The organism is Wenzhouxiangella marina, assembly GCF_001187785.1.
Lineage (GTDB): Bacteria > Pseudomonadota > Gammaproteobacteria > Xanthomonadales > Wenzhouxiangellaceae > Wenzhouxiangella > Wenzhouxiangella marina.
In genome coordinates this window covers 2,505,657-2,523,267 of record NZ_CP012154.1, presented here as the reverse complement: position 1 = coordinate 2,523,267, position 17,611 = coordinate 2,505,657, and the positions used below count along the sequence as shown (strand labels likewise).

The following is a 17,611-nucleotide window of genomic DNA, read 5'->3' as shown; positions in this document are numbered from 1 at the left end:
TTCAATGAAGACGAACCCGATCCGATACGTTCTGTTCACGGTCTGCGCGCTGTTCATGTTCGGCGCAAAGGCCTCGACCTACGAGCAGGTCATCCAGCTTCAGCCGGGCTGGAATGCCATCTACGTCGAAGTCCAGCCCGAGGTCGACTCCATCGAACAGGTCTTCGCCGGCATTCCCGTGGCCAGCGTCTGGCGCTGGCTGCCCGACGATCAACCGGTCGCCTTCATCCAGGATCCGGACGAGGAACTGCTGACGATCGATGGCTGGTATGGCTACTTTCCGCCCGAGCGCCCCGAAAGCGTCCTGACCAATCTCTACACGATCAGCGCCAATCAGCCCTACCTGGTTCGTCTGCTGGGCAGCCAGCCGGTCGAACTCCGTATCGAGGGGCGGCCGCTGGTTCGCCGCATGCGCTGGCGCAGCGATGATTTCCAGTTCACCGGTTTCCCCGTGGACCCGGACAATCCGCCGACCTTTGCCAACTGGTTCGCGGGTTCCGAGGCCCACGCCGACCAGAGCATCTTCCGCCTGAGCGAGAACGGGGAGTGGGTCGAGATCGCCCAGCCGTTTTCCGAGCGCATCCAGAGCGGGGAGGCCTACTGGGTCTTTACCCGTGGGCGGTCCACCTATCAGGGCCCGCTGGAAGTGGAGCTGGAATTCGACGGGCGCCTCGACTTCGGTGGCACCCTGGCCCGGGACGGTTTCACCCTTCGCAATGCCAGCGGTCTGGGCAATCAGATCACGCTTCGACAGCTCGATTCCGACGTGCCGGTGCCGCTGGCCGTCCGGCAGGTCGACGATGCCACCGGCAGCATTTTCTGGCCGGTGCTGCCAAGGGAATACACGGTGGCCTTGCCGGTGGATGAGGCAATCACCCTGCGCCTCGGGGTGCGTCGAGCCGATCTGCTGGCCAACGATGCATCGCACATCATCGAGATCACCAATGGCTTCGGGGCCCGCCGATTGCTGGAAGTCTCGGCAGCCGTCTCTCAACCCATCGTGCAGACGGCGACCGCCACCGTGCGTCGCTCCGAGGATGGGCAGCTGCGCAACGCCGATCCTCGTTACGCGGGCCTGTGGTTGGGGGTGATTTCCATCGATGCCGTCAGCCAGGCCCAGCAGGGCGGGGTGATGCCGACGCCCGTGGGGCGCGAATTCAATCTTCGCGTGCTGATGCATGTCGATGCCTCGGGAACGACACGGATGCTCAAGGAAGTGATCCAGATGTGGCAGGACGGGACCGAGATCCCGGATCCTGACAATCCGGGCTTCTTCATCACGGAGACGCCCGGACGGAATGTGCTGGTCACGCGTGAGGAACTGATTCCCAATTTCTCGGGGGCGGTGCTTCGCGGTGGGGAACCGGTCGGGCTGCGGGTCAGCACGGCCGGCTTCGACTTCGAGGGACCCGAGCTCGAGCTGGCCGGTGCCTTCGGGGCCAACGGACTGCTGACCGGCTCGATCGTGCTCGATCCGGAGTTCCCGACCAACCCGTTCCTGCACCGCTATCACCCGGACCACGACAACCTCGATCCCCAGTTCCTCAATTTCCGTGAGGAAGCCTTCGAGGTCACGCGGGAATTCGAATTCTTCTTTTCCCTGAACGATCCGGAGCAGCTCAACCCGCCGGAGTACGGGGATGAGGAACTGGCAGGCGCCTACAGCGAGTCGATCTCCGGTCTGCACCGATCGACGGTCTTCGTCTCCGGCACCTTCCGGATGCGCCGTGTTTCCACCGTACCCCTGCTGAACCAGTGAGGATGGCCATGACTACCTACCAGACCATCAAGCCCGGCTCAGCGGTCATCGCGACCCTGATCGGCCTGGCCATGCTGCTCGCGAGTGCGCCGGCAAGCGCCGTCTGGCCGACGGCGGCCGGCGGCGACCTGAACGACCGTGTCGAAGCCTCGGCCGTCGGCCCCAACGGCAACGTCTATGTCGCGGGACGGTTCAGCGGGGAAGCCCTCTTCGGAGGCTCGACCTTCATTACCGCCCGAGGCGCTGATGACGCCTTCGTGGCGCGTTACAACCAGGCCGGCAATCTGCAGTGGGTGGTGCGCGCGGGTTCCGCGCGCTCGGACCGCGCGGTGGGCATCGCGGTCGATGAAGCCGGCTTCGTGTACGTCACGGGGACCTTCATCGGTGAAGCGGACTTCGGCCCCTTCGAACTGTCATCGAATGGTCTGGCGGAAGACATCTTCGTCGCCAAGATCGACAGCGACGGTGACTGGGTCTGGGCCAAATCGGCCACCGGTCCGAAGCCCGATTTCGTGACCGGGATCGGCGTCATCCCCGGCAACCCGGCGACGATCCCGCAAACGCCGGCCCAGGTCGTCATCGCCGGACACTACCAGTGCAATCTGCGCCTCCTGACGCCGGCCAGTCTTTCCGAGCCGGCCTTCGACCAGACCATCGGTGCCGGCGGCTGCAGTTCCGGAAACGACCCGGATCAGCATTTTCTTGCCGCGATGGATTCCGATGGTCGCTGGCGCTGGGCCTTCAACGCCGATGCCAATGGCAGCAATGCCACCCGGATTCTCGATCTGGACGTGTCGGACGATGGTCGGGCACTGGTCATCGGCGAACACAGCGGCGCCATCACCATCGGCGGCGTTGCGCTGCCCGATACCACGCCGGGCGGTGCGGACTTCACGGCGGTGGAGGGCAATTGGCAGCTGATCAGCACGCCCTACAATCGCGGCGTTTCGGCGATGTACGTCCCGAACACCGCGGGAATTTCGCTCAAGCGACTCCGCCTGGACGAGGTGTTCGATTTCAGCGCCTCGGTGAACCCTCGTCTGAGCTTCCAGAACCGCTTCCGCCTCGACCTGCCTTCCGGGTCCTGTTACGACGTGGCCTATCTCGAATACAGCACCAACGGCGGTACCAGCTGGACCCGCTTCTCGGCCTCGAGCTTCCTGGCCGGGGGGTACAACGGGGCGGGCAACGGCCTCGAGTCCAACCCGGTCAGTGGTGAAGGCTGGTGCAACACGAGTCCCGGGTGGCCGGAGATGCGCACCGTGGAGGTCGATCTCAGTGGCCTGGTGGGCCAGTCTTCCGTGCAGTTCCAGTGGGTGCTGGGCGAAGGTTCTGCAGTGGGCGAGGACGGCTTCTACATCGATGACGTCGAAGTCTTCGAGGGCGCGCTTCGCATCTACAGCGAGGACTTCGAGCCGTCCAGGCGTCAGTTCGTTGCCCGCGTCGGCAATGTGGCCGATGGCAGTCCGAGCTGGTCCTGGCTGCGCAGCGCGCCGGACAATCTGAAGATGAATTCGATCGCCGTGGGCCCCGAGGGTGATGCCTATCTGGCCGGCGAGGCCAGCGCGGACGTCGTCCTCCCGGATGCGGGAAGCGCCGACAATATCGTCAATCCCGGCGCCGTCGCGGGGCGTCTGTCCGGAAGCGACGGCACCTGGATCTGGGGACGCTCGGCCACCGGTGGCGAAGCGGTGGATCTCGTGGCCACGGCCGACGGGGTGTTCATCGCGGGCCACTTCTCCGGCACCGCGATCTTCCTGCCGGGCAATCCCGACGGGACGATCCAGGCAACCGCACAGCGTGATCTCTTCGTGGCACGTTCGGCCCTGTCCAATGGGGCTTTCCAGTGGGTCAGCGGTGGTGATCGCTACAACGGCAGCGGCGGCGTTCCCGGCAAGGCCGGTGGCCCCGGCGACGCCGAGATGCGGACCCTGAGTACCGATGGGCTCAGCAATCTCTACGTCGGTGGTGATTTCTCCGACAGCCTGACCTTCGGCAAGGAAGCCACCCTGACCGCCTCGGCCGGCAGGAATGGCTTCGTGGCCAACCTCAATCTTCAGGGCGTCTGGTTCGAAGTCCAGACCTGGCTGGTGGGGGAGATCGTGCCGCCGCCCGCCAGCGCGGACACCTCGGACCTGGCGGCCGTTCCCGACATCTACATCGACGGCGAGCTCGTGCTCGATGCGATCGGGCGACTGTTCTTCTGGGCTCGCCCGACGGGGGCCGATGCCGCCATGCTGACCGCTCTGGATGCGATCGATGGGGTCGAAGTGCACTGGAAGGTCGCCGGTGACCCGCCGGGCAGCAGCAATCGCATCGTCTCGGTGGGGCGCACCGCCTGGCCCGGTGTTGCCTGCAGTGCGGCCGATGATTCGGAGTGCTACCAGGTGCATATCGCCGGCGCGCCGGTGGAAACCGACGAGCCGGGCAGCGCCTTCCGCTACGTCAACAACTTCCCGCCCCAGTCCCAGTCCAGCGGGGCGGTGGTCAATGCCGGTGTGATGACCGCCAGCGAGCCGGGCTTCACCGTCTTGATGTACGTCGAGGGGACGACGACCGATCCCTTCCAGTTCCCGCTGTCCATCGAGGTGGTCCGAACCTTCCGACCGAATCAGTCGCCGGACTATGCGCAGAACGTGCGCTGGGACATCGGCGAGCCGATCATCGATGCCTTCCACAACCAGCCGGGTCGAGCCGGCTACGTGCTGAACGAAGCGGCTTTCTACGATGGCGTGGGCTCGGAAGCCTCCTACGATCGAGAGGCCCGGACCGGGCACATCATCGCCGTCAACAAGGTGCGTCCGAACCGCCTTGCCGATGCCGGCAAGGACATGACCGTGGCCTGGTACCGCCGCAATGCGATGGGCATCTACTGGCCGCAGCGAGCGATCAACTACGCGCCCGACTGGCCGCTGGATCCGGAGCGCATCATCGTGGCCTCCCAGACCGGGGCCGAGGTGCTCGGCCAGGAGCCGCTCAGCCCGATTCTCTATCCGGAACTGCGCATCTACCAGCAGCCGGTGCCGAGCCTGCCGGGTTACAACCCGAACGCCACGCATGCCTTCTTCGCACCGTCGAACACCGGATCGGGGATTCTCGCCCTGTTCGCGCTGCGCGCCGATTTCGGGATCAATCTGCCGGGAGACCTGACCTCGGCGACCGATCCCTATGTTCTGATCAAGTACTGGAACCAGGGCCTGGATCGCTGGGCCTATCGTGTCTTCTACGTCACCGCGACCGGCGCCGGCTTCGATGGCTTCCAGTTCGGTGGCGAGGCGGGCACGGCGGTGCAGCCGCCTTACCCCCTGTCCATCCTTCCGGGCTGCTCGGAGAGCCTGGCCGTCGGTCAGGCCGCCAACGATCCGCAGCCGCCGCCGCCCTTCTTCAAGGATTACAAGAACGGCCTGTGGAGCAAGTCGGCCGGTGAAGGCTCGATGCGCTTCTGGTATCCGTTGCAGCCGGGCATGGTCTACGATCCGAGCAATGACGACTTCCCGGAAGCGCTGGAAGGGCAGTGCATTCCCTGGATGGCGCGCCTGCCGGTCGATCAGGGCGGTTCGGCATCGCCGACGGACCCGATCGAGGTGGACTACACCTTCACCTGGCCGGCTGAAGCGCCGCAGCTGATCCCGGGTGAAACCCTGCTCAGACAGAAGCGCGGCCTGCCGAATATCTTCCAGCAGGATGCCGTCGAGGTGGTCTTCGACGAATTCCGGGAAGCCGAGGCGCTGACGCCGGGTGGAGCGGGCCCGGACGACACGCTCGTGCAGCTGATCGATCCGCTGACGCCGCGCTTCGTCATTCTCGATTCCCTGGAAGGCCTCGGCACCCAGCTGGATCCGGTGACCGGCTACCAGATCGTGGTCGGGGATTCGGATGGCCTGCTGAGTCTGCCGGTCTCGATTCGCGAGCGTCTGCGCTACGACCCGATCAACAAGCGCCTGATCTTCTCCGGCGTGTTCGATGACAGCCTGGCCGGCGAGCCGATGCTCCTGCTCAACATCATGAGCTTCCGCGAAGCCGAGCAGCTCAAGGTGCTCGATGGTTCCGCACCCGACGCCGCCGAGGACATGACCAAGACCTGTGCCAGCGTGGACGATGAGTGCAGCTGGGCCGAGGCCATCGAGGCCTTGCTGCGGGTGACGCGCAACCCGAACGGCATCCGCAAGATCTGTGAAGCCAGCCAGACCAATCCGTCGACCGGCGTGCGGACCTGTACCGATGAGCGTGATCCCTTCCGCGGCGAGCTGCTGGCGGCCTTCCAGGATCCGTTCATCATGTTCAACTTCGATGACGATCCGACCAATGACGTGGACGAGGAAGGATTTCTCGAGCCCTACCAGGCCGTCGGCGTGACGCCGGCCCTGAGTGCGGGCGCCACCCGCGGCACCGGCTGGGTCACGCTGGCCTTCAACAACGACCAGACGCTCAGTCCGGCCCCGGTCAGCATCCAGATCATCCGCGTGGACTGCCTGGTCGATCCCCTGCCGCCGGCGCCGGCGGAGATCTTCCGCTCCTATCAGGGGCAGTTGAACGTCATCGCGCCGGACAACATCTTCGATGAGCAGGTGACCCTGAGGCACTCGGGCGATTTCGGTGGCCGAGCCGACGAACTGGAGTTCGAGTGGTACTTCCAGCCCGATCTGACGGGTCTGCCGCCCGAGCCGCTGCCCAACCCGGACACGGGTCAGCTCAACGGCTGGCAGCGCTTCCCGGTCGATGACCCGCAGGGCGCGATCGAGATCGTCGTCGAAGGCGCCAACATCCAGACCCTGTCGGACAACTGGTACCTGGCGCGCTACCGCGGTCTGTCGGCCTGCAACAACGAGAACGAGTGGAGCCTCTGGGCCGGTGGGCCCGGCGGCACGCCGCGTGATCAGCGGGCCCAGCTGGCCCTGGGATGGGTCAAGCGAGTGATCGAACGACTCAATCCCTTCGAGGCGCGAGTCCAGGACTTCCATTCGGGGCCGACCAACACCTTCAGCAGCATGCTGACCCAGCTGGGTGAGCGTTACGAAGGCGATATTCCGCTGACCTCGAATCCTGCCGTGCTCAACCAGATCGGACTGATCGAGGCCTACACGACGGTGATGCGGCGGGCTCTGGATCTGTCCGTCAATGCCGTGCCGCCGGTGGACTACGGGCCGGCCAACACGGCGATCCTGAACGTCGCCAGCCGGATCTCCGAGTTCTATGCCCTGTTGGGCAACGAGGCCTACGCCGATGCCCAGGATCCGACCGTGGGTCTGTTGACCAGCGGCGAGTTCGCCAGCATGGCCCCGGCCATCTTCCCGTTCCAGAACCAGCTGGCCTCGGTGCTCGAAGAGGAACTGATCCTGCTTCGAGGCCGCGATACCTCGCAGGCCACGACCTCCGCGTCGCCGGTCTACAACCGCCTGTTCTGGAATTTCACCACCGGCGACGGCGAGGTTGCCTATGCCCTGAACTACGGCATCAGCGACTTCAACAACGACGGGGTGATCGACGAGTTCGACGCGCGCATCCAGTATCCGCAGGGTCACGGCGATGCCTGGGGCCATTACCTGACCGGCCTGAAGACCCATTACCAGCTGCTGCGCAATCCCTTCTTCACCTGGGAGCCGCGTGCCGAGGCCGTGCCGGTGGCGGGTGTGCCCATCCAGGTCGACTTCTTCGACGAGCGGCGTTTCGCCACCGTCGCGGCGGCCAAGGCGAGAACCGGGGCCGAGATCGTCAACCTGACCTATCGCCAGTTCTATGTCGAGGACCCCAACGCCCAGTGGCAGGGTTACAAGGACGATGACGAGGAGCGTGCCTGGGGCCTGTCCGAATGGGCCCGCCGGGCCGGGCAGGGGGCCTATTTCGACTGGGTCGTGGCCAATGCCATCCTGCCGGACGAAGACACGGATCCGGGCAATCTGGGCATCCAGAAGGTGGATCGTACGCGGGTCGATGAACTCGACGAGATCGTGGCCAGCTTCGATGCCATCCAGGCCCAGCTCGATGGTGCCGATCGTGGCCTCAACCCACTCGGCCTGGCCCGCGACGTCGTGCCCTTCGACATCGATCCGTCCCGCGTCGAGCCGGGTCCGGGACCGAACGCCGGCCAGACCCACTTCGAGCAGATCTACCTGCGCGCCAAGACGGCCCTGGACAACGCGGTCAAGGCCTGGGACTACGCCAACCAGATCAACCGGATGCTGCGCTTCAATCAGGACACGGAGGAGGAGCAGTTCGTCAACTCGCGAGCCACGGAAACCGACTTCAACAATCGCCTGATCGAGATCTTCGGTTATCCCTATCCGGACGATGTCGGCCCCGGTGGCATCTACCCGACCGGTTACAACGGCCCGGATGTCTACCACTACATGTACGTCGACGTGATGGAGCTGGTGGGGCAGAACGCCGAGTTGCTGGAAGGCTTCGACATCGAGGGCGATGTGCGCCTCGATCGCTTCACGGCGACCTACTCACCGCTGGAGGGTGGGGTGAACTTCTTCGGCTTCCAGGAGGAAGCAGCCTTCTGGGATATCGACTGCCCGTCGGCACCGCTCAGCAGTGGCTGCGCCCTGGGTGACACGCCCGACGGCGCCGACGATGTGCTCAACGTCGAGTACGTGACCTACGACTCGCCCGCCTTCGGCTTCAGCTTCGGTAAACCGCCCGAGTGGACCGGGCGGCGGCGTGCCACCGGCACCTTGCAGAACATCCTGCACGACATGTTCTCCGCCCGCCTCGATCTGGTGCGCGCGCTGCGTGAGTATCAGAACCTGAGTCAGGACATCAAGGACATGATCGACACGATCTCGGCGACCTTCGCCGTCCGTGAGGAACAGCTGTCGATCGCCAACAACGAGCGCCGGACCCTCAATGGCATGAACATCGCCATCCAGACCCTGAACCAGACCGCCAAGCTGACCAAGGCGGCGGGTAACCTGGCCGGTGGTCTTCTCGAGGCGGGCTCGGAGTGCATTCCGAAGAACACCATCGCGGGCCTGGCGGCCGGGGGTGACGTGTTCTCGGCCGGGCGCTGTTCGCTCAAGGCAGTCGGGATCGCGGCCAATGCGGTCACCGACGGGATCGGTGAGGTGCTCGAGATCGCCGCCAATGGGGTGGCTGCCGCACAGGCCGACGTCTCCCAGCTGGCCGCACTCGAAGTGCAGACCCTGGATTCGCGTCTGGATGTGTTCAATCTCAAGGGTCAGTTCGACGAGATGCTTCGTCGCGAGCCGCTGCTGCGCATGGAGATGTATTCACGCATCGAGACCATCGAGCAGCACTATCGTCGCTACCTCGAAGAGCTGGCTCGTGGCCAGCGTCTGATGGCTCAGCTGATCCAGTTCCGCAAGACCGGCGCCGCCGCGACGCAGGAATATCGCTATCAGGACATGGCCTTCCGGATCTTCCGGAACGATGCCCTGCAGAAGTATCGCGCGGCCTTCGACATGGCGGCACGCTATGTCTTCCTGGCGGCGGTGGCCTACGACTACGAGACCAATCTGCTCGGGTCGGATCAGCAGGCGGGTCAGAACTTCCTGACCGACATCGTCCGAGAGCGCTCCCTGGGCCAGATCCTCGACGGTGAGCCGGTGCCGAGCTCCAACGGCCTGGCCGATGCGATGGGCCGAATGCGTCAGAACTTCGACGTGCTCAAGGGCCAGCTGGGCTTCAACAACCCGCAGGTCGAGACCAATCGCTTCTCTCTCCGACGCGAGCTCTTCCGCATCGAGGACACGGATGAAGGCGATGAACAGTGGCGTCGGATCCTGTCGGAATCCAGGGTCGACAATCTCTGGAACCTGCCGGAGTTCAGGCGCTTCGCCCGACCTCCGCAGCCGGAATCGGCGGGTCCATTGCCGGGCCTGGTGTTCCGTTTCCCGACCACGGTCAGCTTCGGCCTGAACTTCTTCCACTGGCCGCTGGGTCCGGGGGACAGCACCTACGATCCGACGCGGTTCGCGACCAAGGTGCGCTCCGTGGGCACCTGGTTCCGGGACTACGCTGGTCTGCCGCTGAGCGAGACACCGCGGGTCTACCTGTTCCCGGTGGGCGCCGATGTGCTTCGTTCACCGGCGTCGGGCGACTTCCGGATCCGTGAATGGCAGGTCATCGACCAGCTGCTGCCCGTGCCGTTCCCGATCGGGTCGCAGGATCTCGACAGCGCCAACTGGATCCCGTTGGCGGACTCCCTGTCCGATGCCTTCAACGAGGTTCGTCGCTACTCGCAGTTCCGTGCCTATCACTTCACGGAACCCTTCGACGCAGCTCAGGTGACCTCGGACTCGCGTCTCATCGGGCGATCGGTCTGGAACCGCGAATGGGTCCTGATCATCCCGGGGGGCGGCCTGCTGGCCGATCCGGATGAAGGGCTCGATACCTTCATCGACGGACGATTGCTGCCGGATTCCGATGAACGTGATGGCGAAGGCGTGTCCGATATTCGCGTCTTCTTCGAAACCTATTCCTACTCGGGGAACTAGTCATGGTTCGTAACTCAGTGACACGTCTTCCATTCCTGTTTGCCGCTCTGCTGCTGGCCCTGGCCGTGCAGAGCGCTCAGGCCATACTGTCCGAGCCGGACCATCTGCTTTACGGCCAGATCACCTGGTTCGGCGACCCGGTGGCCGACGGTGAATTGACCCTGCACGTGCCGGCCTGGACCGCGGGCCCGATCGCTCGCTATCGTCTCGGCACGGAAGCGGCCCTTGGCTCCGGCTATGCCCTGCGCGTGCCGATGAACTCGGTGGGTGCGCGCATCCCCGGAACCGCCAGGGAAGGGGATGAGGCGCTGGTCTATCTCGACGATGAATTGATCGCGATGATCGAGATCGGCGGTCGTGGCGTGGCCCGTCGCCTGGACCTCGACCCCGAGTACCTGCAGGGTCTGGCGGCCCTGAGCATCGATGACATCGAGGTGCCCGAAGGCAACGCAGGCGAAACCAGCCTGGTGGTCTTTACCGTGACCCTGGGGCAGGCCCTCGAGAGCACCACGACCTTCAGCTGGTCCACGGCCGATGGCAGTGGACCCGATGCGGCGATCGGAGGCTCCAGCTGTGATCCCGGTATCGACTACCTGCAGAACTTCGGTACGGGAACGATCCTTCCCGGTAACCTCGAAACCGTGGTCGGCGTGACCATCTGCGGCAACGACGATCCGGACGGCGACCGGCAGTTCGAGGTTCATCTCAGCAACCCGAGCGCTGAGGTGGGACTGCTGAAGCCGGTCGGTATCGCCACCATCCTGGACAACAACACGGTGCCCGAGCTGGCCATCGAAGACATCACCGTATCCGAGCCGCCGGTCGGCAACACGACCCAGGCGGTGTTCCGCGTCAGCCTGTCCGAAGCCTGGACCCAGCCGGTCAGCGTTGACTGGACGACGGCCAACGGCACGGCGATCGCGGGCCAGGACTACGTGGCCGACAGCGGCACGCTGCTGTTCGCCGCAGGACAGGTCTCTCGCCAGATTCCGGTCACGATCCTGGCCAATCCGAGTGGCGCCGATCAGCGCGACTTCTTCGTCAATCTGTCCAACCCCGTGCAGGCGTCCATCGCCGATGGCTCGGGGCAGGGCATCATCGTCGATTCCGAGCAGACCCTGGTCTTCGTCGAGTCGCAGCAGAACGGTGTCAACGTGCAGGGGATGAGCGATCCGGCCAGCGTGGCCGTTTCCAGCCCGGACGGTGCGCATGTCTACGTCGCCTCGAGAACGGCCGACGAACTGGTCGTGTTCGCGCGTGATCCAGCCACGGGCAGCCTGTCCGCCATGGAGGTGGTCAATGTCAGTGATTTCCTGATCGCGTCCGGACGGGCCATCGAAGGCATCAACGGATTCGCCGACCTGGTGCTCGACGATGCGGGCCAGCACATCTACGCCGTGGCCCAGACCGACGGCGCCGTGGTCACCTTCACCCGTGACGATGACGACGGCAGCCCCGACTTCGGGCGGCTGGCCGTCACCCAGGTGCTGTTCAACGGGGATCAACCCGAGCCGTCGCTGGCGCCGCCGATCACCGGCCTGACCCAGCCTCGCGGTGTGGCGGTGAGCCCGGACGGCGACAACGTCTACCTGGCCACGGCGGGCGCGCCCGGCCACGTGCTGGTCTTCAGCCGTGATCCCCTGACCGGTGAACTGCTGTTCCGTCAGGACCTCGAGCGGGGCGCTCAGGATCCCCTGGGCAACACCGTCGAGGGGATCGGCAATGCCTCGTCGGTCGTCGTGTCCACGAACAACGCCCGCGTGTACGTCGCGGGCCAGTCCGATGACGCCATCGCCGTGTTCAACCGCAACCTGGGTGACAACGGCCGTCTGAGCTACCGCAATCGGGTGGTCAGCGGTCTGGGTGGCTTCAGTGGCTTCCAGGCCCCGTCGAGCATGGCGCTCTCTCCGGGCGGACAGCAGCTCTACGTGACCGGTCGCGACAGCAATTCCCTGGCCGTTCTGCAGCGGCAGGGCAACGGTGACCTGGCCTTCCTCCAGGCCGTGCTGGCCAGCAGCCCGGGGATCGAGGGCCTGGAAGAGCCGCTGCGCGTCACCGTGTCCCCCGATGGCCAGTTGCTCTACGTGGTCTCGACCTCGGACGGCACGGAGATCGAGCCCGGCACGCTGACCGTGCTGCGCCGACAGACCGATCTCTCGGAGCCCGATTTCGGCCAGCTGAGCTACGAGGAGGTCAAGCGCAACAACCTCGGTGGCGTGATCGGTCTGTGGGGCGCCAGCGGCGTGGCCGTCAGCCCGGACAATGCCCACATCTACGTGGCCGCCCGCTTCGATCAGGCCGTGACCGTGTTCGCCCGTGATCTGCAGGCCCCGATCAACCCGACCCTGGTCTCGACCAGCCATGAGATCGGTACCTGGAATTCCAGCCCGATCATCGACATGAGCTGGAGCGGCGCCGAGGACCTGGATCCCTCGGGCCTGAACCCCGGCTCCGGCATCGAGGGTTACTCGATCGAGTTCTCGCTGCTTTCGATCACCCAACCGGATGACACCATCGATGTCGTTCAGAGCAGTGATCCCCACAGTGCCTCGAGCGCGGCCCTGGTCGACTCGATGCAGCACTGGTTCCATCTGCGCACCTGCGACAACGCGGGCAACTGTTCGGACACGGTGTCCGTCGGGCCTTACTGGATCGATGCGACGGCCCCGACGGGTCCGAGCGACCTGGCCAGTTCGACCCATATCCCGGGTGATCCGGCGATTCCGGACAACGTCGTCAGTGTTTCCTGGACCGCGGCCATCGACGCCGGTGATGCGGTCAGTGGTCTGGCGGGCTACAGCTACGTGTTCAATCAGAGCCCGACGCAAGGTCCCAATGAGACCCTGAACCTTCCGGACACGGCCGTCGAAGTCGACAGCGAGGTCCTGCCGGACGGTCTGTGGTACTTCCATATCCGTCCGATCGACGTGGCCGGCAACGTCGGCGAATCCCGGACCATCGGCCCGTTTGCCATCGGCAGCGATCAGGCCGCTCCGACGGTCTTCTCCGCGTCGGCGGTGGCCGCACCGGACGGTGGAGTGATCGTCGAAGGTGGCGAGCTGGTGACCGCGACGACCCAGCTGATGCTGCAGTTCGACAAGCCGATGAATGCCTCGGCCTCGAATCTGGCCAATTACCGCCTCTACGACGGCTTCCTGAGCCCGCAGTTCGTCGACTGTTCGCTGGCCGATGATGGACTGATGGCCGGCGTCGAGTACATCGGCGAAGACCGCCTTGCCGTGATCGATCTGGTCTCGGCCACCGGTCTGCCGGCCGGGGACTACACCCTGGCGGCCTGTGCCGACCTGCAGGATTTCAACGGCAATGGCCTGGATGGCGACGGCGATGGTGTGGCCGGTGATGCCTATTCCATCCGCTTCAGCGTGGCCTGGGACAACCTGGCGCCGAATCCGAACTTCGATTCGCCCCTGGCCTTCGACAACTGGAGCGTCAACGAGCCGGCCTACATCGCCCTCGATGCCACGAGCGATGCGGGTTCCGCGCCGCGCTCCGGCGCCGTTCGGATCGTTCCGGACGTCGCCGCTCCGACCGGCTATGCGGTGACCCGCTGCGTGCAGTTGCCCACGGGACTGATCCAGGGCTATGCGGTCCAGTCGCGCGTCCGGATCAGTGACCCCATCGGGGATCCGAATCCGGTCGAAGCGACCACCTCGATGACCTTCTACTCGGCGGATGATTGCACCGGTCTGATCCAGGCCTTCGTCAGCAACGACGTGCTCAATGACACGGGCGATGCCTGGCGGCCGATGAGTGCCTCGGTCTCACCCGGAGCGGTGGGCTCGGCCGGTTCTGCGCTGGTCTCCCTGAACCTCGACTTCCCCGGCGGCGCCGCCTTCCCGCTGGAAGCCTGGTTCGACGACGTGCACTTCTTCGCCTTTGCCGAGGACGAGCTGCCGACCGAAGCGCCGCAGGTGGTCGAGGTCTATTCCTCGCACGCCACCGAGTACGGAGGTTTGAGCGTGGATCTGGCCACCGAGGCGTCGATCACCCAGCTGATTCCGGAGTTCTCGCGCGGCGTGTTCACCGATCCGGGCGGCCTGGATCCGGAGGCGGCCAACAACGTGGCCAACTACCGGCTGTTCAGCCTGAGCGGTCCGGAAGACCCGGGCCCGGATGGCTGCTCCGTTGCCGGTGATCTGGGGATCGCCTCGGTGAGCTATCAGGCGGCGCAGAAACGAGCGGTGGTGCGCCTGGCCGATAGCCACGCCTTGCCCCAGGGTTTCTACCGCCTGGCGGTCTGCGGGACGATCCGGGATTTCGACAACAATTATCTCGACGGGCAGGGCGATGGCACGCAGGGCAGTGACTATCAGCTCGACTTCGAGGTCGGTACGACCAATCTGCTGGCCAACCCCAATCTGGACAGCACCCTGGGTCAGTGGAGCAGCAGCGTCTCGACCGGTGTCGGCGAGCTGCGCTGGTCGGCGGCCGACCGCAACGGTCTGTTGAGTTCAGGTTCGTCCCGAGTTCAGCACAGCAGTGGCACCGCCTCGACCTACACCCTCAGTCAGTGCGTGGGCCTGGACGGTCTGACCGATCAGTACGCACTGGGTGCCTTCGTCCTGACCAATCAGGCCTTCGGGGACGCACCGACCGTGACGGCTCGGGCCACCTTCCACGATGCGGCGTCCTGTGGTGGCAGCATGCTGGATACGCTCGAGATCGAAGACCAGTTCCCGCACTCGGCGGGCGTCTGGCAGCCGCTGCTGGTTCGTCTGAATCAGGTGCCGGCGGGCTCGGTTTCGGCCCGAGTGGAGTTCGTCGTCACCACCGGGGCGACGGTCGATGCGCCGGTCGACGTCTGGCTCGACACCCTGACCCTGCGTTCGGGTCTCGTGGATCAGATCTTCCGCTCGCGGTTCACGCCGGAGTATTGATCCTTGCAAGCCGGTCGCGGCACCGCCGCGGCCGGCGCTCTCTCTGGCGGTCTTTCCTGCCGCCGTGCGGCGCCTTGACCGGGCGCTGACCATCATTGATCGCCGTTTGGAGCGCCTCCGTTTCCTGTGCGATAATTCACGGTTTGTATTTCCCGCCATCGACCCCATGTCCTTTCGGTAGGGTCGCCTGGACGGGAGCCCCATCGTTTTGGAACGCCTCTAGTCGTTTAAGGAACTGTCATGGATTTTCTGATCGCCAGTGCAATGGCGCAGGACGGTGCTCCGCCCCAGGGCGGCACGCTGGCCTCGCTGATTCCCCTCATCCTGATCGTCGTCATCTTCTGGTTCCTGCTGATCCGTCCGCAGATGAAGCGCAACAAGCAGCATCGCGAGATGGTGTCGGCCCTGTCGGCCGGTGACGAAATCATCACCTCCGGCGGCATGCTCGGCAAGATCACCCACGTGGGCGACAGCTTCGTCACCGTCAAGCTGGCCGATTCGGTCGAGATCAAGGTGCAGAAGCACGCCGTCGCTCAGGTCGTGCCCAAGGGCACCATCGACGCGGCCGGCTGATCGGTCCCGCGTCCATTCACCGTTGGCTCCAACCTAACCAAGAGTTCGTTTCATGAACCGATTCCCGCCCTGGAAATACGCCCTGCTGATCGCCGTGCTCGTGCTCGGCGCGATCTATGCCGCTCCCAATCTGTACGGTGATGATCCCGCCGTCCAGGTGTCTTCGATCCGCGGCTTCGAGCTGGATCGCAACATGCAGAGCCGGGTTGAAACGATCCTCGGCGCGGCCGGCATCGAGTACGGCCCGGTCGAGTTCGAGCCGGCGCGTCTGCTCGTTCGCCTCGATACGGTCGATCTGCAGTCTCGCGCGGCCGACGCGCTTCGCGATGCCCTGGGTGAGGATTACGTGGTCGCGCTGAACCTGGCGCCGTCGACGCCGCCCTGGCTGCAGGCCCTGGGCGCTTCGCCGATGGTGCTGGGCCTCGATCTGCAGGGCGGGGTGCACTTCCTGATGCAGGTCGACATGGATCAGGCGCGCACGCAGCAGCTGGAGCGCTACGTCACCGACATTCGCAATCTCCTCCGCGACGAGAGCATCCGCTATCGCTCGGTCCGCCTGGATCGGAACCAGGTCGCCGTGGAACTGCGCAGCGCCGAGGATCGGGACCAGGCCTTTGCCCTGATCAATTCGGAACTCGACAGCCTGGTGCTGGAGCGTCCGGAAGGTTCGGAAAACTACAGCATCCGCGCCTCCATCGACGAGCAGGCCCTGGTCGAGCTGCAGCAGACCGCACTCAGCCAGAACATCACCACGCTGCGCAACCGCGTCAACGAGCTCGGCGTGTCCGAGCCGATCATCCAGCAGCAGGGCGCCGACCGCATCGTGGTCCAGCTGCCCGGCGTGCAGGACACGGCGCGGGCCAAGCAGGTGCTGGGCTCCACGGCCACGGTCGAGTACCGCGGCGTGGACGAGCAGAACGACCCCTTTGAAGCGCAGCGCACGGGCCGCATTCCGGCGCAGTCGCGCCTGTACTTCGAGCGCAACGGCGCGCCGATCCTGCTGTCCCGTGACGTGATCGCCACCGGCGATAATCTGGTCAACGCCCAGGCCGGCTTCGACCAGCAGTCGGGCCAGCCGAACGTGGTCGTGACCCTGGACCCGGTCGGTGCCCGCCGCATGCTCGAGCACACCACCGCCAACGTCGGCAACCGCATGGCCGTGGTCTTCATCGAGTACCGTCCGGACACGCGCATCGACGAGAACGGCGAAGAAGTGCCGACCACGCGTCGCGTCGAGGAAGTGATCTCGGCGGCGGTGACCCGCGAACCCTTCGGCGGCCGCTTCCAGACCACCGGCCTGGGGTCGGCCACGGAAGCCAGTCAGCTGGCCATGCTGCTGCGCGCCGGGGCCCTGGCCGCCCCGATGCAGATCATCGAAGAGCGCACCGTTGGCCCGAGCCTGGGTCAGGACAACATCGATCAGGGCTTCAACTCGGTCGTCATCGGTTTCGTGCTGGTGCTGCTGCTGATGGGCATCTATTACAAGGTCTTCGGCCTGGTCGCCAACATCGCCCTGACGGCCAACCTGGTGCTGATCGTCGCGCTGCTGTCCCTGCTCGGCGCCACCCTCACTCTGCCGGGGATCGCCGGGATCGTGCTGACCGTCGGTATGGCAGTGGACGCCAACGTGCTGATCTACGAGCGCATCCGCGAGGAACTCGGCAACGGCAATTCGCCGCAGGCCGCCATCCGGGCCGGCTACGAGAAGGCCTTCTCGACGATTGCCGATGCCAACGTGACCACCCTGATCGCCGCCGTCGTCCTGTTCATGTTCGGCACCGGCCCGATCAAGGGCTTTGCCGTCACCCTGAGCCTGGGCATCGTGACCTCGATGTTCACCGCCATCGTGGGCACCCGCGGCGTGGTCTACCTGCTCTACGGCCGCAAGAAGCGCATCAAGACCCTGGCGATCTAAAGGACCC

5 protein-coding genes are annotated in these 17,611 nt (G+C 65.2%); all 5 read left to right on the top strand.

Features of this window, described 5'->3' with window-relative positions:
• The first annotated feature begins 4 nt into the window (after positions 1-4).
• The 5 genes from WM2015_RS10730 to secD all read left to right on the top strand — a co-directional run bounded on the left by WM2015_RS10730 (position 5) and on the right by secD (position 17,604).
• Positions 5-1,759, top strand: a complete 1,755-nt coding sequence (locus WM2015_RS10730; RefSeq protein ID WP_049726042.1) for a hypothetical protein — start codon at positions 5-7, stop codon at positions 1,757-1,759.
• Between the two features lie 8 nt (positions 1,760-1,767).
• The gene (locus WM2015_RS10725; RefSeq protein ID WP_156201094.1) at positions 1,768-10,218 is read left to right on the top strand and encodes a hypothetical protein; all 8,451 of its coding nucleotides are present in this window, start codon (positions 1,768-1,770) and stop codon (positions 10,216-10,218) included.
• 17 nt (positions 10,219-10,235) lie between these two features.
• Positions 10,236-15,116 carry a beta-propeller fold lactonase family protein gene (locus WM2015_RS10720; protein WP_169751159.1) on the top strand — a complete coding sequence of 1,627 codons (4,881 nt, stop codon included), beginning with the start codon at positions 10,236-10,238 and terminating at the stop codon, positions 15,114-15,116.
• Between the two features lie 240 nt (positions 15,117-15,356).
• Positions 15,357-15,689: a preprotein translocase subunit YajC gene (yajC, locus tag WM2015_RS10715; protein ID WP_049726039.1), complete on the top strand. Its 333-nt coding sequence runs from the start codon at positions 15,357-15,359 to the stop codon at positions 15,687-15,689.
• A 52-nt stretch (positions 15,690-15,741) separates the two neighbouring features.
• Complete coding sequence (gene secD / locus WM2015_RS10710; RefSeq protein WP_049726038.1) at positions 15,742-17,604, top strand: protein translocase subunit SecD; 1,863 nt, start codon at positions 15,742-15,744, stop codon at positions 17,602-17,604.
• Positions 17,605-17,611: the final 7 nt, after the last annotated feature.